General features: G+C 30.8%; 21 protein-coding genes and 1 other annotated feature. Of the genes, 6 read left to right on the top strand and 15 right to left on the bottom strand.

Annotation, left to right across the window (positions count from 1 at the left end; translation table 11 throughout):
* Window positions 1–54: 54 nt before the first annotated feature.
* The 4 genes from tgt to ruvA form a co-directional block, all read right to left on the bottom strand.
* A complete protein-coding gene (gene tgt, locus RR561_RS02335) occupies window positions 55–1,173 on the bottom strand; it encodes a tRNA guanosine(34) transglycosylase Tgt (RefSeq protein ID WP_332505812.1) in 1,119 nt (372 codons plus the stop codon).
* Window positions 1,174–1,206: 33 nt separating this feature from the next.
* Window positions 1,207–2,232: a tRNA preQ1(34) S-adenosylmethionine ribosyltransferase-isomerase QueA gene (gene queA / locus RR561_RS02330; RefSeq protein ID WP_334309578.1), complete on the bottom strand. Its 1,026-nt coding sequence runs from the start codon at window positions 2,230–2,232 to the stop codon at window positions 1,207–1,209.
* 19 nt (window positions 2,233–2,251) lie between these two features.
* On the bottom strand, window positions 2,252–3,265 hold the full coding sequence (gene ruvB / locus RR561_RS02325; RefSeq protein ID WP_332505810.1) for a Holliday junction branch migration DNA helicase RuvB: 1,014 nt from the start codon (window positions 3,263–3,265) through the stop codon (window positions 2,252–2,254).
* 73 nt (window positions 3,266–3,338) lie between these two features.
* On the bottom strand, window positions 3,339–3,953 hold the full coding sequence (ruvA, locus tag RR561_RS02320; RefSeq protein WP_332505809.1) for a Holliday junction branch migration protein RuvA: 615 nt from the start codon (window positions 3,951–3,953) through the stop codon (window positions 3,339–3,341).
* A 548-nt stretch (window positions 3,954–4,501) separates the two neighbouring features.
* Between ruvA and RR561_RS02315 the strand changes: the two genes are divergently transcribed.
* Window positions 4,502–5,071 (top strand): XRE family transcriptional regulator, encoded by a 570-nt coding sequence (locus tag RR561_RS02315; protein ID WP_332505808.1) that lies wholly within the window; start codon window positions 4,502–4,504, stop codon window positions 5,069–5,071.
* Window positions 5,072–5,528: 457 nt separating this feature from the next.
* On the opposite strand, the gene RR561_RS02310 is transcribed toward RR561_RS02315, so the two are convergent.
* A complete protein-coding gene (locus tag RR561_RS02310) occupies window positions 5,529–6,242 on the bottom strand; it encodes a 3D domain-containing protein (RefSeq protein ID WP_332505807.1) in 714 nt (237 codons plus the stop codon).
* Window positions 6,243–6,686: 444 nt separating this feature from the next.
* Between RR561_RS02310 and RR561_RS02305 the strand changes: the two genes are divergently transcribed.
* Complete coding sequence (locus RR561_RS02305; protein WP_332505806.1) at window positions 6,687–7,172, top strand: YtxH domain-containing protein; 486 nt, start codon at window positions 6,687–6,689, stop codon at window positions 7,170–7,172.
* A gap of 17 nt (window positions 7,173–7,189) precedes the next feature.
* Complete coding sequence (locus RR561_RS02300) at window positions 7,190–7,528, top strand: hypothetical protein (protein WP_332505805.1); 339 nt, start codon at window positions 7,190–7,192, stop codon at window positions 7,526–7,528.
* 292 nt (window positions 7,529–7,820) lie between these two features.
* On the opposite strand, the gene RR561_RS02295 is transcribed toward RR561_RS02300, so the two are convergent.
* Complete coding sequence (locus RR561_RS02295) at window positions 7,821–8,471, bottom strand: TetR/AcrR family transcriptional regulator (protein ID WP_332505804.1); 651 nt, start codon at window positions 8,469–8,471, stop codon at window positions 7,821–7,823.
* Window positions 8,472–8,848: 377 nt separating this feature from the next.
* Between RR561_RS02295 and alr the strand changes: the two genes are divergently transcribed.
* A complete protein-coding gene (gene alr / locus RR561_RS02290) occupies window positions 8,849–10,015 on the top strand; it encodes an alanine racemase (protein WP_332505803.1) in 1,167 nt (388 codons plus the stop codon).
* Between the two features lie 479 nt (window positions 10,016–10,494).
* Window positions 10,495–11,583 (top strand): Ldh family oxidoreductase, encoded by a 1,089-nt coding sequence (locus tag RR561_RS02285; protein ID WP_332505802.1) that lies wholly within the window; start codon window positions 10,495–10,497, stop codon window positions 11,581–11,583.
* 463 nt (window positions 11,584–12,046) lie between these two features.
* On the opposite strand, the gene rplT is transcribed toward RR561_RS02285, so the two are convergent.
* From rplT to RR561_RS02265, 4 genes are all read right to left on the bottom strand, one after another.
* Window positions 12,047–12,403 carry a 50S ribosomal protein L20 gene (gene rplT, locus RR561_RS02280; protein ID WP_332505801.1) on the bottom strand — a complete coding sequence of 119 codons (357 nt, stop codon included), beginning with the start codon at window positions 12,401–12,403 and terminating at the stop codon, window positions 12,047–12,049.
* Window positions 12,404–12,436: 33 nt separating this feature from the next.
* Window positions 12,437–12,634: a 50S ribosomal protein L35 gene (rpmI, locus tag RR561_RS02275; RefSeq protein WP_332505800.1), complete on the bottom strand. Its 198-nt coding sequence runs from the start codon at window positions 12,632–12,634 to the stop codon at window positions 12,437–12,439.
* Between the two features lie 26 nt (window positions 12,635–12,660).
* Complete coding sequence (gene infC / locus RR561_RS02270) at window positions 12,661–13,152, bottom strand: translation initiation factor IF-3 (protein WP_442952312.1); 492 nt, start codon at window positions 13,150–13,152, stop codon at window positions 12,661–12,663.
* Between the two features lie 261 nt (window positions 13,153–13,413).
* On the bottom strand, window positions 13,414–14,280 hold the full coding sequence (locus RR561_RS02265; protein ID WP_332505799.1) for a methionyl aminopeptidase: 867 nt from the start codon (window positions 14,278–14,280) through the stop codon (window positions 13,414–13,416).
* A gap of 507 nt (window positions 14,281–14,787) precedes the next feature.
* Here RR561_RS02265 and RR561_RS02260 point away from each other — a divergent pair.
* Window positions 14,788–15,408 (top strand): ECF transporter S component, encoded by a 621-nt coding sequence (locus tag RR561_RS02260; RefSeq protein ID WP_332505798.1) that lies wholly within the window; start codon window positions 14,788–14,790, stop codon window positions 15,406–15,408.
* Between the two features lie 287 nt (window positions 15,409–15,695).
* Here the strand turns inward: RR561_RS02260 and thrS are convergent, their stop codons facing one another.
* From thrS to RR561_RS02235, 5 genes are all read right to left on the bottom strand, one after another.
* Window positions 15,696–17,621, bottom strand: a complete 1,926-nt coding sequence (thrS, locus tag RR561_RS02255; RefSeq protein WP_332505797.1) for a threonine--tRNA ligase — start codon at window positions 17,619–17,621, stop codon at window positions 15,696–15,698.
* Between the two features lie 56 nt (window positions 17,622–17,677).
* Window positions 17,678–17,890 (bottom strand) — a binding site (T-box leader).
* 291 nt (window positions 17,891–18,181) lie between these two features.
* Window positions 18,182–18,940 carry a DUF6873 family GME fold protein gene (locus RR561_RS02250; RefSeq protein WP_332505796.1) on the bottom strand — a complete coding sequence of 253 codons (759 nt, stop codon included), beginning with the start codon at window positions 18,938–18,940 and terminating at the stop codon, window positions 18,182–18,184.
* A 378-nt stretch (window positions 18,941–19,318) separates the two neighbouring features.
* A complete protein-coding gene (locus tag RR561_RS02245) occupies window positions 19,319–20,545 on the bottom strand; it encodes a glycosyltransferase family 4 protein (RefSeq protein WP_332505795.1) in 1,227 nt (408 codons plus the stop codon).
* A 528-nt stretch (window positions 20,546–21,073) separates the two neighbouring features.
* A complete protein-coding gene (locus RR561_RS02240; RefSeq protein ID WP_332505794.1) occupies window positions 21,074–22,111 on the bottom strand; it encodes an isocitrate/isopropylmalate dehydrogenase family protein in 1,038 nt (345 codons plus the stop codon).
* 87 nt (window positions 22,112–22,198) lie between these two features.
* Window positions 22,199–24,130, bottom strand: coding sequence for an aconitate hydratase (locus tag RR561_RS02235; protein ID WP_332505793.1), 1,932 nt, complete (start codon window positions 24,128–24,130; stop codon window positions 22,199–22,201).
* Window positions 24,131–24,265 lie beyond the last annotated feature (135 nt).

The raw sequence follows: 24,265 nt of genomic DNA, 5'->3' as shown, positions 1-24,265 counted from the left end.
TTCTAAAGCAGTCTTTGTGATATTTTTACTTATTTGGTCACTATATTGCCATTACTATTTTCCGTAATATTTTTCGAAAAATTCATTTCTAAAATCCATAAGTCTATCTTCCATTATTGCTTGTCTTACATCTTCCATTAATTTTAGTAAAAATCTTAAGTTATGTATAGAAAGAAGTCTAGCTCCTAGGATTTCATTTGTTTTTATTAGATGTCTTATATATGCTTTTGTGTAATTTTTACAGGCATAACAATCACATTCAGGATCTAGCGTAGTAAAATCTTCAGCATAGGCTGCATTCCTTACTACAACCTTTCCTTGACTAGTCATTGCTGTCCCATTTCTAGCTATTCTAGTAGGTAAAACACAATCAAACATATCTATTCCTCTTATGGCTCCATCTATCAATATATCTGGAGTTCCTACACCCATTAAATATCTTGGTTTATCTTCTGGAAGTAGTGGAACAGTATAGTCTAATACTTCATACATAAGATCTTTTGGTTCTCCAACACTCAGACCGCCAATCGCATATCCAGGCAAATCTATAGCTGTGATTTCTTTTGCTGACTGTTCTCTTAGATCTTTGTACATTCCACCTTGCACTATGCCAAATAGAGCCTGATTTTCAGTATTTTTGTGAGCATCCTTACATCTTTGCAGCCATCTAGTAGTCCTTTCAAGGGAATTTTTCACATACTCTCTATCCGCTGGATACGGAGCACATTCATCAAATGCCATCATTATATCTGATCCAAGTGCATTTTGAATTTCAACAGCTTTTTCAGGTGATAACATATGCTTTGAACCGTCTATATGAGATCTAAACTCAACACCCTCTTCAGTAATTTTTCTAAGTGGTCCAAGACTAAATACCTGAAACCCTCCACTATCTGTAAGTATCGGTCTGTCCCAGTTCATAAATTTATGAAGTCCACCAGCTTTTTTAACAATCTCATGACCTGGTCTAAGGTATAGATGGTAAGTATTGCTAAGTATTATCTGAGCCTCAATTTCTTTTAAGTCTTCTGGCGTAAGAGACTTTACAGTAGCCTGTGTACCTACTGGCATAAATATAGGTGTGTCTATAACACCATGTGGAGTATGTAATCTGCCCAATCTAGCACCTGTTTGTTTGCAGGTTTTAATTAATTCATATCTAACTGCGTACATATCATTTCCTTTCTTCTCTTTAAAATCTATATTTTATTTTAAAAACATAGCATCTCCAAAGCTGAAAAATCTATACTTTTCTTTAACTGCTTCTTCATATGCATTTAATATATTTCCTTTTGTAGATAAAGCGCTAACTAACATTATTAAAGTAGATTCTGGAAGATGGAAATTTGTTATCAAATTATCCATAATCTTAAATTTATATCCAGGATATATAAATATTTCTGTCCAACCACTTTTAGCCCTTAAAGTACCATCTTCGTCACTTGCGGATTCTATAGTTCTACAACTGGTAGTTCCTACGCATATTACTTTTTTACCATTTTTCTTTGCCTTATTTATCTTATCTGCTGCTTCCTGATTTACTATAAAGTATTCTGAATGCATTTTATGTTCCAAAACATCATCAACTTTTACTGGCCTAAACGTTCCAAGACCAACATGAAGAGTTACAAATGCTTCATCAACACCTTTTTTTCTTATTTCTTCTAATAGTTCTTCTGTGAAATGAAGTCCTGCAGTTGGCGCTGCAGCAGATCCACTGTGTTTTGAATATACTGTTTGATATCTTTCTCTATCTTCAAGCTTTTCTGTAATATATGGTGGCAACGGCATATTTCCCAGCTCATCTAGTATTTCTTCAAATATGCCATCATATTCAAATTTTACTATTCTAGAACCATCGTCTCCCATTCCTATTACTTGTGCTATCAATTTGTCATCCCCAAAAGTAAATCTAGAGCCTATCTTTGCTTTTCTACCTGGCTTTACTAATGTTTCCCAAGTATCATCTTCATTTCTTTTAAGAAGTAAAAATTCTATTTTTCCTCCAGTTTCCACTTTAGAGCCTATTAATCTTGCAGGAATAACTCTAGTATCATTTAGTACTAGACAATCTCCTTCTTCAAGATAATCTATAATATCCTTAAAGATTTTATGCTCTATCTCTCCATTTTCTTTATCTACTACCATCAACTTCGAACTTGATCTATCAGCAATTGGAACTTGTGCAATCAGTTCCTCTGGTAGGTCGTAATTAAAATCACTTGTCTTCATCAAACTTCCTCTTTCCTTTTTATTTATTATCTGCATCATATACTATACCCAGATGTTCATAGGCTCTCGGCATAGCAATTCTTCCTCGTGGAGCTCTGTTTAAAAATCCCAACTGTAATAGATACGGTTCATATACATCTTCTATAGTATTTCTATCTTCTCCTATAGAGGCCGCCAGTGTATCTAATCCAACAGGACCTCCTCTAAATTTTTCTATAATTGTCAAAAGTAATTTTTTATCTATAAAGTCAAGACCTAAGCTATCGACACCTATGAGTTCAAGTGCATCTTGCGCAACTTGATCAGTAATTGTTCCCTCAGCCTTTACTTGAGCAAAATCTCTTACTCTTTTTAATAATCTATTTGCGATTCTTGGAGTTCCCCTAGATCTTTTGGCAATTTGAATAGCTCCATCATCCATTATACCTGCATCAAGTATGGTTGATGATCTTCTCACTATTTCTGCCAACTCTTCCTCTTTATAATAATCCAATTTACAAATAACTCCAAACCTATCTCTTAAAGGATTGGTTAGCATTCCCGCTCTGGTAGTTGCTCCTATCAAAGTAAATTCTGGAAGGTCTAGCCTTATACTTCTAGCAGATGGTCCCTTACCTATAATAATGTCCAAACAACCATCTTCCATTGCTGGATATAAAACTTCCTCAACATTTCTATTTATTCTGTGGATTTCATCTATAAATAGAACATCACCTTCTTGAAGATTCGTCAATATAGCAGCTAAATCTCCCGCACGCTCTATAGCAGGTCCAGAAGTAATTCTAAGGTTTACTCCCATCTCATTGGCTATAATACCTGCTAATGTTGTTTTCCCAAGTCCTGGGGGTCCATAAAGCAGCACATGATCTAGAGATTCATTTCTATTCCTTGCTGCTTCAATGAAAATTTTTAATTGCTCTTTTGATTTTTCTTGACCCAAATATTCATCTAATGATTTTGGTCTTAAACTATTTTCTATGTCAAAATCTTCTTCTTTAATACTAGAAGTGATTATACGTTCTTCATCAACCATTTTGTCCTCCTTAATCAAACAATTCTAAATGGAACACAAATTAACTCATATCAACAAGCATTTTACATACTCACTAGAATTTCATAGCAGTTTTCATTATATACTCAAGTGCTTTCTTGATAATATCTTCCACTTTCATTCCAGGTTGACTTACAAAAGACACTGCTTCTTTTGCTTCTGTATTTGAGTATCCAAGCTGAATCAAGCCTTCTATTGCCTCATCAGACTCATTGCTGGAAACAGCAACCTCACCTTCTATTACTTCTTCTATGGATTCGTCCAAAGAAATCTTTTTAACCTTATCTTTTAGTTCCAAGACTATTCTCTGTGCAGTTTTTTTACCTACTCCTGGAGCTTTTGATAAAGCAGCTATATCTGCGGTCAATATATGTCTAGCTAAATCCCCTACAGTTGCAAATGAAAGTATGGACATCCCTACTTTAGTCCCTATTTTTGATACTGATGTTAACAATTTAAACATTTCTTCTTCATCTTTTGAATAAAACCCACACAAACTAATATCATCTTCCCTAACTATCATTTTAGAGTAGATTTTAGTTTCTTCTCCTAGAATCATATGTGAAATAGTATTTGAAGAGGCATTTAGTCTATATCCTATACCATTATTTTCTAATATTACGTAGTCAGGCCCTATCTCTTCAACAGTTCCTTTAATATATCCAATCATATACTGTCCCTTCTGTGCGAATTAACACATCTAATATATTTGTAATTGCATATTTTATAAATAATATTTTTTATCCTTTTTATTTACAAAATATAAAACTAAAAAACAGTAATTCCCTAAGCAATAATAAGTAGTTGTACATTCAAAATATACAAAACTTCTTATGAATAAGCGTGACAAACTGCCACAGCTGTATCACCTGCAACATATCCGATTTGGAAACATCACTTAACATCAAAATAGATGCAACCACATTTTGAACTTGTAATTTATTAGCATGCCATATTGATATTTGTTGTATTATAAACACAAATGCTTACTAAATCCTTACTGCAGGATAAAATAAGAAATATATAGTAATTTATTTCAACTTTTCACACCATCATTTTATTTTATCACAGATGGAAACTTTAGACAAATCATTTTAAATAACTAAAAAACGTTAGATTTATTAACTTTTTTTCACTTTGCAACTATTTTTTTTCCTTTAAAAATGATATAATATAGTTGGGTTTTTCAATTAATCTCTTAACATAAGGAGGATTTTTATGAACGTCGAACAAATAGGAACTAGGCTGACAAATTATAGAAAGAATAATAATATGACTATTAAAGAATTTTCACAGCTTTCTGGTGTCAGTACAGCACTCCTAAGTCAACTGGAGCGTGGTATGGGGAACCCTAGTCTTAGCGTATTAAATGCGATTGCTGAGACAATGAATCTATCTATATCTACTCTATTTGAAGATGCTGTCAAGCTAGACAATCTTGTAAAAAGAGTTGCAGACCAACCGGTCTTATGCGACTCTACGAAAGATAATCTCGAATTCCAACTGCTAACCATTAAGTCAAGCAAGGTTAGCGATGATCTAATAAGAATTATTATTAGACCACATGCTGAAACACCATACTATCCATTTGGTGCAAATGAATGTGAGGAAATCATCTTGGTTGAAAAGGGTTCGTTGGCTGTTTATAGTGATAGCGGTGATTCGGTAATATTAAAAAAGGGAGATACTATGAGACTTGCACCTAAGCTTAGGTATAAGATCAAAAACTCATCATCTCACAATGCCATAATATTATACATAGTTAGCAATGCAAAAGATGTCTTATAATAGGGTTTTTTTTGATAAATCACTTAAACGTATTGGTGTATTAAATAATAATTAGCATTATTTTTTATGATTTTTAAATCATACAAGATCTATGCAGAATACATTAACTTTTAATGTTTTTTTATTATTTCACTTGAGCCAAATATTATCAATTCGATTTTAACAATACAAAAATCAAATAAAAAAAGAGGGGATCCCTCTTTTTTTATTTGCAAATTATATACATTTCCACTCCATGCTTATTTGCCGTATTTATTGTTTTTATTTTTTTACAATGTTTCCCTATACTTTTTAATTCTCTCAAAATTATATTCTCTCTTACTTTTATCGTGTTATACAGTGTTTTTACTATTTTTTTCTAATCTTAAAAACACAGCAAAACTAAATACAATCTTTTATACTATCTAGACTCGTATTTTCTTTCAAGCATAGAATTTCATTTTACAAACATTATTAATTACTGATTTAATACGTATATATCTATATTTCTTCTACCAAAATTGTTCATATTACTAGCGGATTTCATAAATATATCTATCATCGTTCCTCTTATTATTCCTCCAGTATCATTGGCTATAAATACTTTATCAAAATAAGGCACATATACCTTTGATCCCAATGGTATTACCTTAGGGTCAACTGCTATTGTTCCCCATCTAGGTCTCTGTCCAGACGCTGTTGTTGTGTCCCCAGTATAGGCACTTGCATTAGATACATATTTTTTACCAGTTCCTAGTGGATTTCCACTCTTGTCATATACCATATTAGGATCCTTCTTAGCTGGTTCTTTTATTACTTCCGTTGAAACATTACTATTTGACTGATTATTTTCATTTGAATTGTTACTACTTTGCTTATCTGATTTTATTTCCTTATTCAAACTTCCATTTTCATTGAATAAATAAGTTTTATTTGATATAGTTTGAACGCCTCTTACCATATCTCCATTTTGGTTGAAATAGTACCAAAGTCCATTTAATCTATTCCATCCCACAGCTTTATTGCCTGAAGAATTAATGTAATTGTAGTTATTACCTACTTTTTTCCATCCCATTTCAGATGAAAACTTTACACCTTCTGTTGAATCAGCCTTTATATTTAGTGTTGATGCAGATAAAAATACTGATGAGGTCATCAATACTGCTGCTGCTATCGAAAATATTTTTTTCATAATCTCTCTCCTTTTTAATTCTTTTATTTTAATTTTTCACGTCTTTTATTTTTTAATCCAAAGTTCAAATTAGTTACAATTTGTAATTTTTACCTTCGACACTTTCATAGTTTAATATAAAGATGACAAAAAAGCAACCTTTTTTTATTTGTTTTTATTCGGTAAAACGATGTATATATTGATTTTTCAACATTTATTTAATAACTCAAAAATTACAATTTGTTACTATTGCAACTTCATTTCTCTTCAAAAGCTCTTTTTTTTACATAAATAGTTGCATAATTTTAACTATTTTTTTAGAAATTTCAAAATTATTTTTCTAAATTTTTGAAATATTAAATTAAAAGATGTTTGAATTCATATTATTATCCGACAATTCATTGACATTCTTTGATTTTGAATATAATATAATATTAACTAGATATTATAATTGGAGGTGTAATTATGGTACTAACAAATGTAATAAGAAAAAAAAGAAAAGAAGCTGAAAAGGCAAGAAAGAAAAAGAAAGCCGGCGAATTAGCTAAAGTCGGTGTAGTAGGAGCTGCTTTAGGAGCTATTGGTGGTATATTGCTAGCACCAAAGTCAGGAAAGGAAACAAGAGAAGATATTGTAGATGGTATCACAGACACTGGTCAAGCTATTAGTGACAAGTCAAAAGATATCGCTAACAAAACAAATGACTCTATTCAAAACACAAAGGATAAGTTTGGTGAATCTAAAGCCAAAATAAAAGATTACTTCGATGAAAAGAAAAATGAAGTAGATGTTTCTATTGAAGATTGTTTTGATGATGTTACTAATCACTCAGAAGATTTAAAGGATGATTTAAAGGTAACAAAAGATGATTTAAAAGAAGATGTCGATATAATAAAATCAGATGTAAAAGATACTGCTAAAGGTATAAAGGACGACATCAAATCTAAGTAAAAGTAAGGGGTAAATAAATGAGTGTTACGATTAATATACAAGTAGTACTATTTATCCTTGCAGTACTTGGATGTGTAGCGCTAGTATTTTTGATAGTTTTATTAAAGAGATTATCTGCATTGATGACAAATATAGATACAATAATTACACAAAATTCTACAAATGTTGGTTTAACAATAGCCAAACTCCCAGGAATACTCGATAATGTTGATTCCGTTGTAGATAATGCTAAGGATGTATCAGATGTGGCTGTCGATGTAGCTGCTGATGTAATAACAGCAAAAGAAAAGGTCAAATCAGGATTTGCAACTACAGCGGCAGTTGCAGGTATTGTAAAAGATACTTTTTCAAAATAGATAAAAATCACCCATTAAAAATGGGTGATTTTTATTTGTAAAATTTTTACGATTTTATAATATTTTTAAAAATACAGTCATATCTACTTTTATATTAAAAACATAGTCATAGTTTTAATTACCTATTTAAATAGATTTATACAAGCTCAATTTATATTTTATACTATTAAAATACATCAATATGATTTTCATATTTTTATTTACCATTTTCTTAACGGTACTATATTTGTGTATCCTTTAATTTTCTTAATTACTTAATATTTCTTAGCTATATATTTTCACTTACTATATTTTACTTAATCATATTGCTTTCCAAAATTTTATGTGCATATTCTTTCATTTTTTCTGCACCTTCGTCTTTTCCCATGCTAGATTTATAGACTCTGAACAATATTGATTCATATGTATACACTGATAAATCATTGATCCACTCTATATCTTCCCTTTTCAAATGACCTCTATTAGAAATTTCTTCCAATAGAATTATATTTCTTTTTTCTACAGATGAATTTTTTAACATTTTATCTATATATTCACCGTAATCTTTATTTTTAAAAGGAAACAATAAATAGTATTCTTCTACATATTCAGATATCTCTCTTTCCAATTTATTGAAAAATATATTATAATATACTTCGACATCCATAATAGTATGCTTTACGAAACATTCCCATATAGCAAAATAATTTTCTACTATATTATCGTCCTCTTTTATATAATGTTGTATGTCATCAATATATTCGTCAAATACAAATAAGCATGCAAAGATTTTTAAATGTTCTAGGTTTTCAAAGTAATTATATATTGTTGCACTGTTTAGCCTAGCTCGTTCGCCGACCTTTCTTATCGTAATACTATCCAACCCTTCCTCTTGCATAATTTCTCTCGCCGAATTTATTAGACTCTTCATTATGCCTCTTTTATAAGAACTTAAATTTTCCATTGATACCTCTCCTATTAAATTATTAATCTATTTCTTTTGTTATTCTAACTAATATTATACATTCTTTTTATCCACTATTAAAGTAAATCTTATCTATAACAATTATTTTTATTTTTCATGTTTTATAATTAAAATACTCTCTGCTATATCTCTTCAATAAAACGATATGTTTTTTATCAAAAAAGTTATTTTTCATTTTTAACTTTATTATTTAAATCTATTTAATCATTAATATTCTTTATTTAACTTAGTTTTATCAATCTGTTTTTGTTTTTTACATATTTTTATTTAAATTACAGAATTTTTTATATTTTATAAATATTTATGCTAAATTATGTTATAATTATTTCTAACATATAATATTCGGAGGTATTTTTATGATGGATTATATAAATGATTCCAATTGGTTAGAAATAGATCTAGATGCTATAGAGTATAATTTTAAGGGTTTAAAAAGTAAACTACCAGATAAAACAAACATGTGTATGGTATTGAAATCAAATGCCTATGGGCATGGTGCTGTAAAATTAGCCAGACTATATGAAAACTTAGGTGCAGACTTCTTGGCAATAGCAAGAACTAGGGAGGGATTAGAGCTTAGAAAAAACAATATAAAACTTCCTATTCTCAATTTGGGATATAGCAACCTTTCTTCTATTGAAGCTAGTATAAATAATGATATATCTATGACTATTTTTAGATATGAATTTGCTGAAAAAATAAATGAAGTTGGAAAGAGATTGAATAAGAAGGCAAAAGTTCATATAAAGTTGGACACTGGTATGTCAAGGCTTGGATATGTGGTCTTAGATGATAGGATAGATGAAATTACAGATGAAATAAAAAAGATAAGCAATTTAGAATTTATTGAAATAGAAGGAATTTATACTCATTTCGCAACAGCGGATGCAAAAAATAAAGAATTTGAAAATTTACAGATGCATAGATTTTCTGAAATGATTTATGCCTTAGAAAAAAACAATATAAAACCCAGATATATACATTGTTCTAATAGTGCCGAAATATTAGATACTGAAGAAAGGTACAACATGGTGAGAGTGGGCATCATTCAATATGGTATATATCCTTCGAGTGAGGTATCACATTCTGTCAAACTAAAACCTGCTATGAGCTTTAAAGCTAAGGTATCCAATGTTAAAATACTTCAGGCGGGTACTTCTATAAGTTATGGGCGAATATATTTCACAACGGTACTAGAAAAGATTGTCACAGTGGCTGTGGGCTATGCTGATGGATTTTTAAGAGCTAGAAGAAATCCTTATGTCTATATACATGGTGAAAAATGTCAAGTCGTTGGTAGAGTCTGTATGGATCAGTGTATGGTAAGAGTGCCCATGGAAATGGATGTAAATATAGATGACGATGTGTTAATTTTTGGAGAAGATCTTGTAACAGTTGAAGATATTGCAAGAGACTGTGATACCATAGATTATGAAATTATGTGTAGAATAGACAGGAGAGTTCAAAGGGTTTACAAAAAAAATAAAGAAATAGTAGACATAGTTGATTATCTGTTGGACTAATATAATATTAAAGATGGTAATTTATTATTGATATTTTGCCATCTTTCAATACTTTAATAAATATATTTTTATCTTTTATCTTTTATCTTTTTTCTTTTTTCTTTTTTCTTTTATCTTTTTTCTTTTTTCTTTTATCTTTTTTCTTTTTTCTTTTTTCTTTTTTCTTTTTTCTTTTTTCTTTTACTATATTATACTTATTTAATTCAGAAATTTCTAAATTTATTGATATGTTTATTTTATTGTTTTTACACTATTTTATTATTATTTTTCAACTTTTTTATTTAAAGCTTACAGTATTGTGAAATCATTTTCATTATTAGTATATTCTTTCTTTTAAAAGGCATCTAATTATTTTTAATTTATTTTTTATTATACAAGATATTCTTTTGAAATAGATATAGGTTTTCAATCTTGAAAAAAAAATTAATTAGTAGTAGAATACTTAATATAAAATTAAATAAGGAAGAGGTGCTTAATATATGGAAGCAAAACCAATAAGAGTAAATGTAGATGAACTTACAAGCTTTTGCCAAAGAGCTTTCCAGAAATATGGATTCAATGAAAAGGATGCCAACACAGTAACTGATGTTTTACTAGCAGCAGATTTATATGGTATAGATACTCACGGATCTCAGAGACTAGAGATGTATCGTCAGCAAATTAAAAAGGGATTTATTCACGTGGAGAATCAACCTAGCATTGCCTTTGAAACACCTGTATCAGCCGTTGTAGAAGGCAACAGGGCTATGGGCCATGTAGTTGGTAATTACGCTATGGAAATAGCTATAGAAAAGGCTAAGAAGTCTGGAATAGGTATGGTTAGTGTTCGTAACTCAAACCATTATGGAATAGCTAGTTTTTATAGTAAAATGGCTTGTAAAGAAGGCTTAATAGGTGTATCGATGACCAACTCCTTCCCAGCAGTAGTGCCAACATTTGGTAGACGCCCTATGATGGGAACTAATCCGATAGCTGTTTCAATACCAGCTAGCCCAGTAGATTTCAACTTTGATGTTGCAACATCAGTAGTAGCATTTGGTAAGGTTGAAGTAAGAAATAAGAAAGGTTTGGAACTTCCAGTTGGTTGGGGAGTAAACCAAGACGGTAAGGATGCCTTAGATGCTCAAAATCTTATTGATTGTATCTTTGATAGAACAGGCGGACTTAACACATTGGGAGGAGCCACTCAGCTATTCGGTAGCCATAAGGGATTCGGTTTTTCATTGATTGTCGAGTTCTTAACTGGTATATTATCTTCTGGTATTACTTCAAATCACTCTGAAGAAAACGGTGTATCTGGTATCTGTCACTACTTTATGGCAATTGATCCGAAACTATTTGGTAATCCTGAAACTATAAAGCAACATTGGAGTACTTATCTTGAAGAAGTAAGAAACTCTGAAAAGGCATATCAGCAGGATCGAATCTATATCCATGGTGAAAAAGAAGAAGAACAGCATGAAGATAGAATAAAAAATGGTGTTCCTATTCTTCCAAAGACTATTGAAGAAATGAAAAATTTGGCCAAACAACTTGATATAGAGTTTGGAATTAATTTGCCTGAATAATCATCTTATACATAAAAGATCGTATTTTTACGGTCTTTTATTGTATACAATATATTTTATATTGTTACTGAATAGTCGGAATATGCTCTATAATTACAATTATATTTCCACCTATAATATAACTTTATATTTTTTGCTCTTTCTAGAACTGATAACTAATCCTTTATTCGTCACTTCTCTTTTTATTCTCCATTTAGTTTTGATTTTTACAAAATGTAATTTGTATTATTGAGCTTTTATTTCTTTTATTTTGAACGAATCAACTCTTATCTTAAGTTTTCATATTTATTTACTTTATTTTCATTCGTTTTATTTGTTTGATTTTTATTCGCTTTATTTTAATTCGCTTTATTTTTATTTTCTTTCGTGCTTTTACATACCAGCTATATATTTATAAATTCAAAATAAAAAAAGGTCTAACGCAAATCAATACGTTAAACCTATTTATCTCTTTTATAAAAGATTATGCTAAGTTGCTCTTTGCAACTTCTACTAACTGTGCAAATCCTGCTGGATCAGCTATAGCTAGTTCTGAAAGCATCTTTCTGTTTACTTCTATGTCAGCCTTCTTAAGACCATTCATGAATCTTGAATATGACATATCATTCATTCTACAAGCTGCATTTATTCTCTGGATCCAAAGCTTTCTGAAGTCTCTCTTCTTTAACTTTCTTCCTGTATATGCATTACTTAAAGCCTTCATCACGAACTGATTTGAAGTCTTATAAAGCTTGCTTCTTGATCCTCTGTATCCCTTTGAAAGCTTTAATACCTTTTTATGTCTCTTATGGGCATTCATACCATTTTTTACTCTTGCCATTATAATTCCTCCTCGATACCACTTCCTTATATTTTACTTGTATGGTAATAACTGTTTAATTCTCTTTGCATCTCCGTCACTTACTAAAGTTGACTGTCTTAAATTCATCTTAGTCTTAGCAGACTTCTTTGTAAGTATATGACCTTTATAAGCCTTAGCTCTCTTAAGCTTTCCGCTTCCTGTTCTTCTTAGTCTTTTTGCTGCACCTCTATGTGTTTTCATCTTTGGCATAACAAAGTCCTCCTCTCAATCATTATCTATTTCTTTGGATCTATAATTGTAACCATATTGTTTCCCTCAAATTTAGGGGGTTTAACTGGTTCTCCAAACTCACTCAACATCTCAATAAAATTCATCATTACTTGTCTACCTATATCTTTGTGTCCAAGTTCTCTACCTCTAAATCTAAGTTCAACCTTTACTTTATCTCCCTTTTTAAGGAATTTAATTGCCTGGTTTGCCTTAGTTTTAAGGTCGTTATCACCAATCGCTGGTCTTAATCTTATCTCTTTAACAGTGATAGTCTTCTGATTTTTTTTAGCTTCTTTTTCTTTTCTTGCTTGCTCGTACTTATATTTTCCATAATCCATTATTTTGCAAACAGGTGGCTTCCCATTTGGCGATATCATAACTAGATCCAAATTTTTGCGACCTGCTAATTCTAAAGCGTCCTTAGAACTCATTATTCCAAGCTGTTCTCCACTTTCGGAAATAACTCTTATTTCCTTTGCATTGATTTCCTCGTTGATTATTAGTTCTTTACTGATATTAGAGCACCTCTTCTTTCATTTATAATAAAATAAAAAGACGGACAAAAATCCGTCTTAATTCTCAAAATAAAATAGCAAAATATTTTTGCTAACTTCACTTATTTAACCAAACTAGCTACTTCTGTGCTGTAAGGTGAGAACGGATTCTACTTCTTTTCACTACTCTGTCTATTATAGGGCATATATCTTATATTGTCAACTTTTTTTACTATTTTATTTTTTTAATTTTATCGCTTAATGTTAGTGTGATATTATTTCATATCCATCTTCTGTTACAAGCAGCTGATGTTCCCATTGAGCTGATAAAGAACCATCTCTAGTATAAGATGTCCAACCATTCTTCTTATCTACAAATACTTGTGGCTTGCCTATATTTATCATTGGTTCTATTGTAAATACCATTCCAGGCACCATTACCATGCCAGTACCTTTTCTACCTACATGAGATACAAATGGTTCTTCATGGAATTCATTACCTATACCATGTCCACCAAACATTGTAACTACAGAATATCCATTTGCTGTAGCATGTTCATATATAGCTGCACCTATGTCACCTATATGTCCCCATGGCTTTACTTGTTCCATTCCCTTTTCTAAGCATTCTTTAGTTACTTGCACTAGCTTCTGTGCTTCTTCACTAGCATCACCTATGATGAACATTCTTGATGCGTCAGAAAAGTATCCCTCTTTTATAGTAGATACGTCCACATTAATTATATCACCATCTTTTAGAATTATATCCTCTGAAGGAATACCATGACAAACTTCATTATTTATAGATGTACAACAACTCTTTGGATAGCCTTCATAGTCAAGTGTTGCAGGTATTGCATCGTGTTCAACTGTATAATCATAGACTAACTTATCTATATCTGCTGTACTCATTCCAGCCTTGATATTCTTAGCTACATGATCCAAAATTCCAGTATTGACAACTGCGCTTTTTTTGATCATCTCTACTTCTTTAGGTGTTTTTATAATAAATCTATCTGGAACAATGTTCCCTGCTATTTCAAGTTCTCTAATTTTTTCATCAAAATCCATGTGGCACTTTTTATACTTCAATCCGCTACCACACCAACATATTTCATTTCTATTTAACATATCTTTCCTCCTAAACAAATCTCTAATTAGCTGCAATCTATTAGTATAGATTGAACAACTTTTAAATATAAAATCATATATACACATGGTCATAGATAGACTTTAATATATTTATAATCTTTTAAATCTTTCATTCTATATCTATATCAAATTTCTATAATCCATAATAAATAAACATTCCTCTCTAATATAATACCACAAATAATCATTATTAATACCATTTTATCGTAAAAATATATTTTTAATAATGATATTTAATCTCACTGATTATTTGACCTAATTTTAGTTTATTTTCACTTAATTTTTATTTCTAAAAAATACTTTTTTGAAAATATATGCATCATTTTCATCGATTTTTTGATAAAATTATTAATATATATAGAATTGTATCGGTTCACTTCGTCTATTTATCATATTGTACTGTAAATTATTGACTTTTGTATGCAATAATAATAAAATTGTAATGTACTAATAATTTATATTTATAGTTTTATGGAGGAGAGCAAGATGAATAATAAAAGCGAAAAGCTTTCAAAACTAACGCAAACAGCTATACTTGCAGCATTATGTTTTATTACTTTTACATTTTTACAGATTAAGATTCCTATTCCAGGTGGAGGAGATATGACTTCCATACATTTTGGAAACGTATTCTTAGTTTTGGCAGCACTATTACTTGGAGGATTCTATGGTGGATTGGCAGGAGCTATAGGTATGACAATTGCCGACCTTATGGATCCAGTCTATATTTTAGTAGCACCCAAAACTTTTATACTTAAGTTTTGTATAGGACTTATAGTTGGAGCAATCGCTCATAAAATGGCTCATATTAATGAAACTAATGATAAGAAATATGTATTTAAATGGGCTTTAATAGCATCGATATGCGGAATGGCATTTAATGTAATTGCAGACCCAGTTGTAGGATATTTTTATAAGAGATACCTTTTAGGTCAACCTGCTGAAGTTGCAGAGGTTCTTGCAAAGTTAAGCGCAGGCGTTACATTCTTTAATGCAGTTACTACTGTTGTGATAGCTACACTAATATATTCAGCACTTAGACCAATACTAATTAAATCAAATCTTTTAATTGGTTACAAGGTCAAAAGTAGCAAGAATTTGAAATAATAATCACGCAAAGTTAAATATATTATTTGGCGAGTTTAACCATATTCTTCTTGCCAAATTCAGTATATTTTTCTATACAATATTCACGTCATCCCCCAATATATGGCGTGAATATTTGCTTGATATATAACATTACATGATACAAATGATATAAATTAATACATAAACATTTGTCATAATAAAAAAGCCCCTCATGTACTACTTGAGGGGCTTTTAATTTAATAATTTATAAATTTTAAACGCAGCTTTATAAATGTTTTAATAACTTTGATTTTTCTGTAGTTGTCCTAAAGAACCTCTACATCCACATTTTCTCTTTCTTCTATCTGCTTGTCTATCTTTGATAGGAACTCATCTATTTGCATAGATCCTAATTCACCTTCATCTCTAGATCTTACAGCTATATTCTTTTCTGAACTTTCCTTTTCTCCAACAACTATCATGTAAGGAATCTTTTCTAACTGTGCTTCTCTTATCTTAAATCCAACCTTTTCAGTTCTGCTATCGAGCTCTACTCTTATGCCTTGATCAAATAATTTTGACATTACTTCATTTGCATAATCATTGTACTTATCTGATACAGATATTACCTTTACCTGACAAGGAGCTAACCAAACTGGGAATTTACCAGCATAGTTTTCTATAAGTATTCCTATAAATCTTTCTATAGAACCTAAACAAACTCTATGTATCATTACTGGTCTATGCTTTTCTCCATCCTTACCAACATATGTTGCATCAAATCTCTGTGGAAGCTGCATATCAAGCTGAATAGTACCGCACTGCCAAGTTCTTCCTATACAATCCTTCAAATGGAAATCTATCTTTGGACCATAGAATGCTCCATCGCCTTCATTTACTATATAGTCCATTCCTAACTCTTCCAAAGCGCCTCTTAGTCCATCTTCTGCTACTGCCCATTCTTCATCAGTACCCATTGAATCTTCTGGTCTAGTAGATAGTTCCACATGGTATGAGAAGCCAAACTTAGTGTATACCTTATCTATCAGTCTAACTACACCCTTAATTTCTTCTCTTATCTGTTCTGGTAACATAAATATATGCGCATCATCCTGAGTAAAGGCTCTTACTCTCATCAATCCATGAAGTGCTCCTGATAATTCATGTCTATGTACTCTACCTCTTTCAGCAACTCTCATTGGAAAATCTCTATATGAGTGTAACTGACTCTTGTAAAATATCATTGCTCCTGGACAATTCATTGGTTTGATAGCATAATCTTCTTCATCTATCTTAACAGTATACATATTCTCTTTATAGTGGAACCAATGTCCAGAAGTTTCCCATAAACTTCTATTTAGTATAATAGGAGTTTCTATTTCTACATATCTATCTTCTCTATGTATTTCTTCCCAATACTTCATAAGAGCTTGCTTTAATTCTACACCTCTAGGCAAGAATAATGGGAATCCTGGTCCTTCTTCTGGTATCATAAATAGATCTAGTTCTCTACCTATCTTTCTATGATCTCTTCTCTTTGCTTCTTCTAACATCTTAAGATGCGCATCAAGATCTTTTTTCTTTTCAAATGAAGTACCATATACTCTTTGAAGCATCTTATTCTTTTCGTCGCCTCTCCAGTAAGCACCTGCTATACTTTGTAGCTTGAATGCCTTTATCTTCTTAGTACTCTTTAGGTGTGGTCCGCGACATAAGTCAACAAACTCTCCCTGTCTATACATTGATATATGTTCTTCTTCTGGAAGATCTTTAATCATTTCAACCTTGTAGTCTTCTCCGATATCTTCCATCATCTTTATTGCTTCTTCTCTAGGAACTTCAAATCCTTCTATAGATAAATCTTCCTTTACGATCTTTTTCATTTCAGCTTCTATTTTTTCAAGATCTTCTGGTACAAGTCTATGATCTAAATCTATATCATAATAAAATCCATTATCTATTGCAGGTCCTATAGCTAACTTTACTTCTGGCCAGATTCTTTTTACAGCTTGAGCAAATATATGAGCAGTTGTATGTCTAAATACTTCCGTACCTTCTGCATCTTCAAACTTAAAGAAATTGACTTTACAGTCTCCTTCTAACTTTTCATTTAAACTTGCAAGTCTTCCATTTATTGATCCAACTAGTACACTTCTCGCAAATCCATCACTTATCTTTTGAGCCACATCAAATAGTGATGAGCCATCTTCAACTTCTAATAAACTTCCATCTTTTAATTCAACTTTTATCATTTAATTTTCCTCCATATCATTTAATTTTTGTATAAAAAAAACGCCCCAAATAAAAATATTGGGACGAATAAATCGCGGTTCCACCCAAGTTGATGCAATGCACCCTCTCGATAAGACTTTAAGGCAGTCAACCGAGTCTTTTCACTAAAGCTACTAAACTCTGCTAAAAGGTAGTTTTCAGATATCTCATTTCTTGTGAACTTTCAGCCGATGATTCACTTCTCTTTTAGACGATCTATATCTTACTCTTCCTTTGTCAATGCATTTATTATTTATATTGATTTAATACTAACACAATGGAAAAAAAAATTCAAGTTTTTTTTAAAAATAATAGAATATTTACAAAATTTTTATCTATATTATATCACAGACATATTTTTTATATTTAGATTTTTATTTCATGTCCGATTTTATACCTTCTCATATTCTGCTGTCATATATTTTATAGTTTTATCCTCATATAAATCAAAATATCCTCATTATTTTATTAGTAGATTATTGAATTCATATGGAGCTGTTAGAATAAAGTGTATACATTTTAACTATAGAATTACTAATGACTATATAATTATCAATCCTCCATAATCTATCAACTTTTGATTAGACAATGATAAGATTTTTTTATTTTTACTTTCTACAAACTCTTTTATTGATGAATAATCTGGATGTTTGATTATATCCCCGAAGAAACAAACTCTATCATCTATTGATGCAGATGCTCCTCCTATAAAGCCATAATCAAAATCAAATAGGTCAATATTCCCTTGCGAAATTTCTAATACATCAATATTTTTCTTTTTCAATTCTTTTGATATGCCTTTATCAGAAGTGATTACTGAATTTTCATCGATCTGACAAATTGAACAATTAGCATAACCTTGATTTATATCTATTATTTCTATTTCATTATTATTTTTCTTATCATTCACTTTGGAAAATTTAACAGTCTCTTCCAAAAAATTTAATATCGTAATGTCTATATTTTCGAGGCTTCCAATGGCATACCTTCCTGTAAAACACATATTATAGGCAATATCTTTAGGATATTTTCTATCTAATTTTTTTCTACCTTTTAGTAAATTAATACGATCGATTAATCCCACTTTCATAAATTCTTCCCTATAATATTCATATGACTCTGGAGAAACAAATACATTCTTACCTAGTTGAAATATATTTATATCAACATGCCCATTTATAGCTTCATATACATTCTCATTTTTATAAGAATTTATAAGTCTTATGCCTAGTTTTTCTATGTTTTTTCTGCATTCAAGATCCATTCTATAGTCTATTATTGCATACTGCGTATTATCCATCTATTATTTCACCTTTCTTTTTTCTTAAATTAAAGCAAGTCTTATTCTATTTTCATGTCATTACTTTATTTTCTAGATTCCTATTTTCTATACTTTTCTTATTTATTTCTTCTGTACTTTTTTTATTTATATTTATTTATATTTTTTAGACTTTTTTAAGCTTTTATTTTTTCTGAACTTATTTTTTCTTTGCGATATCTACTTTCTTTCAACTTCTATTTTTATATCTATATCTCATTACTTCTCTATCTATCTCTTATTATTTCTATTTTCCTATTTTTGTTATCTATCCTTTTAATTAAAACTGAAATAATTTGCTATTTAAAAACATCTATCCTTATTATATTATATAACGAGAATAGATGTTTGATTAAATTTCTATTTTACAATCATAAGATAATCATAAAGCTTAGCTGCTAGACCATTCCAAGATAGTTCTTCTATACTTAGATATTTTTCTCTATCCAATATTCTATACTCAATCGCCTTTTCTAAAGACTCTTTTAACCTTTTTACAAACATTGGAATTTCCTCTTCATATGGGAGAGATACTTCTTTCATCTTTGGTAAATCAACATAATCGATCAGCCCACTATCGTTTACTTTATTGCCTAACCATTGTTTTACTCCATCGACATCCGTAGATATCACATAGTTTCCACAAGACAAAGCCTCCAATATTACTAAAGGAAGGCCTTCATAATATGATGGCAATACAAATATATCAGATTTATTTAATTCATCAGATAATCTAAACTGATCAACCCTTCCAATAAAATCTATACTATAGTTACTCTTTGCTCCATACTCTTTAATAGCTCTACATTCATCTACAAGGCTACCATTTCCCGCAAATACAAATTCCAACATGTCAGTTGGATAATCCAAGCTATTTATTGCCTCAATAAAAGGTAATAATCCCTTACTATAAGAAAGCTTCCCAGCGTACGAAACTTTTATAGGTCCTTCTTTCTTATATTTTTTATTGTAAAAAACAGAGCTATCGTAACCGCTTCCCAAAACTTTTATCTTAGACTCTTCTATTTCATATACATCTTGTATTATATTTTTTTGCTCATCATGAAGAGCAAATATCATATCTAACTTCTTTACATTATCTTTTATATAATCTTTCTTAAAATCTATCCTTTTCATCTGTCTTATACAAGTACCATGACAAATTGCAACTATTTTTTTATCTGGAAATAATTCTCTGACTATAGATGTCGCAAAATATAGATGATGGCATACTATTATATCCGGATTAAAATCCCTTGTAGCCCGTAGTAGAGCCTCTCTAATAGCAAACCTCATAGTATCTGCCATATCTTCATCCATATCCATATACCTAGTACTAGAATATGGCATATTATCACTCATACCAGGAACATTAAAATCCAGCTCTCCAGAATTATAGACTACTGGAAAAAAATCAACTTCATTATTATATTTTTTTTCTATACTATTTATACAATCTTCTCTATCTATCCCTGCTACCAAAGCCTGTTTTTCGCACAATGCCTTCATACCATTTATTATTCCGCTTAAATATATTCCACTACCCGTAGAATCCGGCTTTTGAGCACTTACATGAAGAACTTTCATTTTACACCTCCACCAAACAAAATTATTTTTATTTTCTATAGTTATACGGCAAACTTGACCACCATATATTTCATCATTCTAATTATAAGTAAAATGATATATAAATTCAATAGAAATACGTCTTTTGATAGATATATTCACTTGATATAGCTTTTTACTATCTATGCACATCTTCGGATATATTATATCTATCCTTTTATATTCTTTTTACATACTCTTTTTATATATTCTTTTTTATATTCTTTTTACATATTCTTTTTTATATGATTTTTTATCTAGGCTCTTCTTGTATTTTTTTATTTTAATCAATTATTTTTTATGACTTTTAAAGTTATTATCTTTTTAAAGTACTATGCCCTACATTTCAGAGACTTCTTTTTTTTATTTTAGGATCTAAAATAATCCTCCTTATTAATCTTTTTTAATTGCGTTTTTAATATAATCCAATAATATTTTCAACATAAATAAAGAGAAGTTGAAATATCCAACTTCCCTTTATTGTGTATTATAGTGATTGATTAGGCAATATTAATTTTCTATGAGTCTGCATAGTTCATCGGCAAACTCCTCTGTACTTGCGTTACCACCCAAGTCTACTGTAAGAACATCAGATTTTTTAAATATTTCTACTAATGCTCTGTCAATCTTATCTGCAGCTTCATTTTCTCCTATATAGTTTAGCATCATTACTGCTGATTGAATTATAGCAGTAGGATTTGCTATGTTTTGACCTGCTATCTGAGGTGCACTTCCATGAACTGCCTCAAATACTGCACATTCTTTACCTATATTGGCACTTGGAATTATCCCAAGACCTCCTACTAGACCTGCACATAAATCTGACAATATATCTCCATAAAGGTTTGGCATTACAAGAACATCAAAATTTTCAGGAGTCAAAACTAAATTCATAGCTGCTGCATCCACTATTACATCATCTGCATAGTACTTTCTAGCTGCTGCATCTTCTCCGTTTAATCTAAATATTTTATTTTCCTCGCATACTCTGTCAAACTCTCTAAGGAACAATCCATCTGATAACTTCATTATATTTGCCTTGTGAACACAAGATAATCTCTTGTAATTATTGTTCTTTGTATAATCACATGCAAACTGAACTATTCTATCAGTTGCTTCTTTTGTTATTATTTTTATACTTTCTCCTGCTACATCTCCGATCATATGCTCTACTCCAGCATATAAATCTTCTGTATTTTCTCTTATAATAGTCAAATCTATATTTTCATATCTTGATTTGATACCATCAAAAGTTTTAACAGGTCTTACATTTGCATATAAATTCAAAGATTTTCTAAGGGCCACATTGACACTTCTAAATCCTTTACCTACTGGTGTAGTAATCGGTCCTTTAATAGCTATCTTGTTTTTCTTGATACTATCTAATACATACTCAGGAAGAGGCGTGTTGTATTCTTCAATAACACTTTCTCCTGCTGCTACTTCTTCCCAATTTATATCAACACCACTGGCTTTTACTACCTTCTTCATTGCTTTCGTTACTTCTAGACCTATTCCATCTCCAGGAATTAGAGTAATATTATACATTTTTTACCTCCAATTATATTTTGAATTATTTAACTTTTTATTTTAAACATTTTTGTACTATTAATTTCACTCTTATATAATTGAGTACTAATTTTTCTTCATTTTTATGCTATTTAGCTTTCCTCCAGCCATTAACATATCTATCTCCTTTTGATTGAGCATAGCCTTTACAAAAAATTCATTGTTTTTCGTCTTGTTTTTTATCTTCAATCTTCCAGACTTAATTCCATCAAATATATCTTCTACAAATAATTCATCCATCTGATCTATAGAGTCATAATCTGCTAAATCTTCAAATTCCATCGGCAAAATACCGCTATTTATTAAATTCGCCTTGTGTATTCTTGCAAAACTCTTTGCAATTACACCCTTGATTCCTAAATAAAGTGGTGCAAGTGCAGCATGTTCTCTTGATGATCCTTGACCATAATTATCTCCACCTACGATAAATCCACCCTTATTACTAAGAGATCTTTCAGCAAAACCTTCATCAATTGTACTAAAACAGAATTTTGATAGATAAGGTATATTACTTCTATATGGGAGTAATTTTGCATTAGATGGCATAATATGATCTGTCGTGATATTATCCTCAACTTTTATTATAACTTTTCCATCCAAATTATTTTCCAATGCTGTATTTAATGGGAATGGTTTTATATTCGGACCTCTTACAATCTCCACACTCTCTGGATCTTTGCTAGGCGCAATTATCATACTGTCATCTATCAGGAAGTTATCTACAGCTATACCGTCAAAGTCTACTTCAAATTCCGCATCTCTTGGATCCATTAGACATCCATATACTGCACTTACAGCTGCTACTTCTGGACTTGAAAGATATACCTGTGCTGAATTAGTCCCACTTCTACCATAGAAATTTCTATTAAATGTTCTTATACTCACAGCATCTGTACCTGGGGATTGTCCCATACCAATACAAGGTCCACAAGAATTTTCAAGAATTCTAGCTCCTGAGCTTATAATATCTCCAAGTGCTCCATTTCTAGCAATCATTTCCATTACCTGTCTTGAACCTGGTGCTATTACCAAACTCACATTATCCGCAACTTTTCTTCCCTTTAAAATCTTTGATACCTTCATCAAATCTTCATATGATGAATTTGTACAACTTCCTATTGCTACTTGATCTATTTTTATCTTTCCTTCATCTCTACATCTTCTAATATTATCAGGACTATGAGGAGCAGCTACCATAGGTTCTAGTTTATCTAGATCTATTTTGATGACTTCATCATAGTTAGCATCTTCATCTGCCAATAGTTCCTTCCAATCCTCAAGTCTATCCTGTGCTACAAAGAATTCTTTTGTTTTTTCATCACTTGGAAATATTGAAGTTGTAGCTCCCAATTCAGCTCCCATATTAGTAATAGTAGCCCTTTGAGGTACTGAAAGATTCTTCAATCCTTCACCAGCATATTCATATACCTTGCCTACTCCACCCTTTACAGTTTGTCTTCTCAATACTTCCAATATGATATCCTTAGAAGATACCATATGGTTTAATCTTCCACTTAGCTCTACCTTGATCACCTGAGGCACCTTGATATAATAGGCCTCGCCAGCCATTGCAAGGGCAACATCTAGCCCTCCTGCACCTATAGCAAGCATTCCTACTCCACCTGCTGTAGGAGTGTGACTATCTGAACCCAAAAGTGTATCTCCAGGTACAGAAAATCTTTCTAAATTCACCTGATGGCATATGCCGTTTCCTGGTTTTGAAAAATATATACCATACTTATTTGCAATAGTTTGTATAAACTTATGGTCATCTGCATTTTCAAACCCCTGCTGAAGCATATTATGATCTATAAATGCAACAGATTTTTTTGTCTTAACTTTGTCTATTCCCATAGCCTCCAATTGTAAATAAGCCATAGTACCCGTGGAATCTTGTGTAAGAGTTCTATCAATCCTAATCCCTGCTGTAGTCCCTTTTTTCAATTCACCTTCTACCAAATGTTCTAACAATATTTTTTCTACTATATTTTTTCCCAAAACAATCACCTTCTATAATATTTTTTTAGATATACCCTATTTATATATCTATATTTTAATCAATATAATATCCAAACATTACTCAACAGCCTTGCTGTGAAATATTTTAATAAAGGGCATCATTCTCAGAGAATA

Origin of the sequence: Peptostreptococcus sp. (assembly GCF_036639115.1) — a bacterium.
In the GTDB taxonomy this organism is placed as follows: domain Bacteria; phylum Bacillota; class Clostridia; order Peptostreptococcales; family Peptostreptococcaceae; genus Peptostreptococcus.
Note: the sequence above shows the minus strand (reverse complement) of the source record. Positions and strands in the feature narration are given on the sequence as shown.

Excerpts from the sequence above, each read along its gene's own strand:
- tgt (WP_332505812.1), bottom strand. The coding sequence starts at position 1,173 with ATGTACGCAGTTAGATATGAATTAATTAAAACCTGCAAACAAACAGGT.
- queA (WP_334309578.1), bottom strand. The coding sequence starts at position 2,232 with ATGAAGACAAGTGATTTTAATTACGACCTACCAGAGGAACTGATTGCA.
- ruvB (WP_332505810.1), bottom strand. The coding sequence starts at position 3,265 with ATGGTTGATGAAGAACGTATAATCACTTCTAGTATTAAAGAAGAAGAT.
- ruvA (WP_332505809.1), bottom strand. The coding sequence starts at position 3,953 with ATGATTGGATATATTAAAGGAACTGTTGAAGAGATAGGGCCTGACTAC.
- RR561_RS02315 (WP_332505808.1), top strand. The coding sequence starts at position 4,502 with ATGAACGTCGAACAAATAGGAACTAGGCTGACAAATTATAGAAAGAAT.
- RR561_RS02310 (WP_332505807.1), bottom strand. The coding sequence starts at position 6,242 with ATGAAAAAAATATTTTCGATAGCAGCAGCAGTATTGATGACCTCATCA.
- RR561_RS02305 (WP_332505806.1), top strand. The coding sequence starts at position 6,687 with ATGGTACTAACAAATGTAATAAGAAAAAAAAGAAAAGAAGCTGAAAAG.
- RR561_RS02300 (WP_332505805.1), top strand. The coding sequence starts at position 7,190 with ATGAGTGTTACGATTAATATACAAGTAGTACTATTTATCCTTGCAGTA.
- RR561_RS02295 (WP_332505804.1), bottom strand. The coding sequence starts at position 8,471 with ATGGAAAATTTAAGTTCTTATAAAAGAGGCATAATGAAGAGTCTAATA.
- alr (WP_332505803.1), top strand. The coding sequence starts at position 8,849 with ATGATGGATTATATAAATGATTCCAATTGGTTAGAAATAGATCTAGAT.
- RR561_RS02285 (WP_332505802.1), top strand. The coding sequence starts at position 10,495 with ATGGAAGCAAAACCAATAAGAGTAAATGTAGATGAACTTACAAGCTTT.
- rplT (WP_332505801.1), bottom strand. The coding sequence starts at position 12,403 with ATGGCAAGAGTAAAAAATGGTATGAATGCCCATAAGAGACATAAAAAG.
- rpmI (WP_332505800.1), bottom strand. The coding sequence starts at position 12,634 with ATGCCAAAGATGAAAACACATAGAGGTGCAGCAAAAAGACTAAGAAGA.
- RR561_RS02265 (WP_332505799.1), bottom strand. The coding sequence starts at position 14,280 with ATGTTAAATAGAAATGAAATATGTTGGTGTGGTAGCGGATTGAAGTAT.
- RR561_RS02260 (WP_332505798.1), top strand. The coding sequence starts at position 14,788 with ATGAATAATAAAAGCGAAAAGCTTTCAAAACTAACGCAAACAGCTATA.
- thrS (WP_332505797.1), bottom strand. The coding sequence starts at position 17,621 with ATGATAAAAGTTGAATTAAAAGATGGAAGTTTATTAGAAGTTGAAGAT.
- RR561_RS02250 (WP_332505796.1), bottom strand. The coding sequence starts at position 18,940 with ATGGATAATACGCAGTATGCAATAATAGACTATAGAATGGATCTTGAA.
- RR561_RS02245 (WP_332505795.1), bottom strand. The coding sequence starts at position 20,545 with ATGAAAGTTCTTCATGTAAGTGCTCAAAAGCCGGATTCTACGGGTAGT.
- RR561_RS02240 (WP_332505794.1), bottom strand. The coding sequence starts at position 22,111 with ATGTATAATATTACTCTAATTCCTGGAGATGGAATAGGTCTAGAAGTA.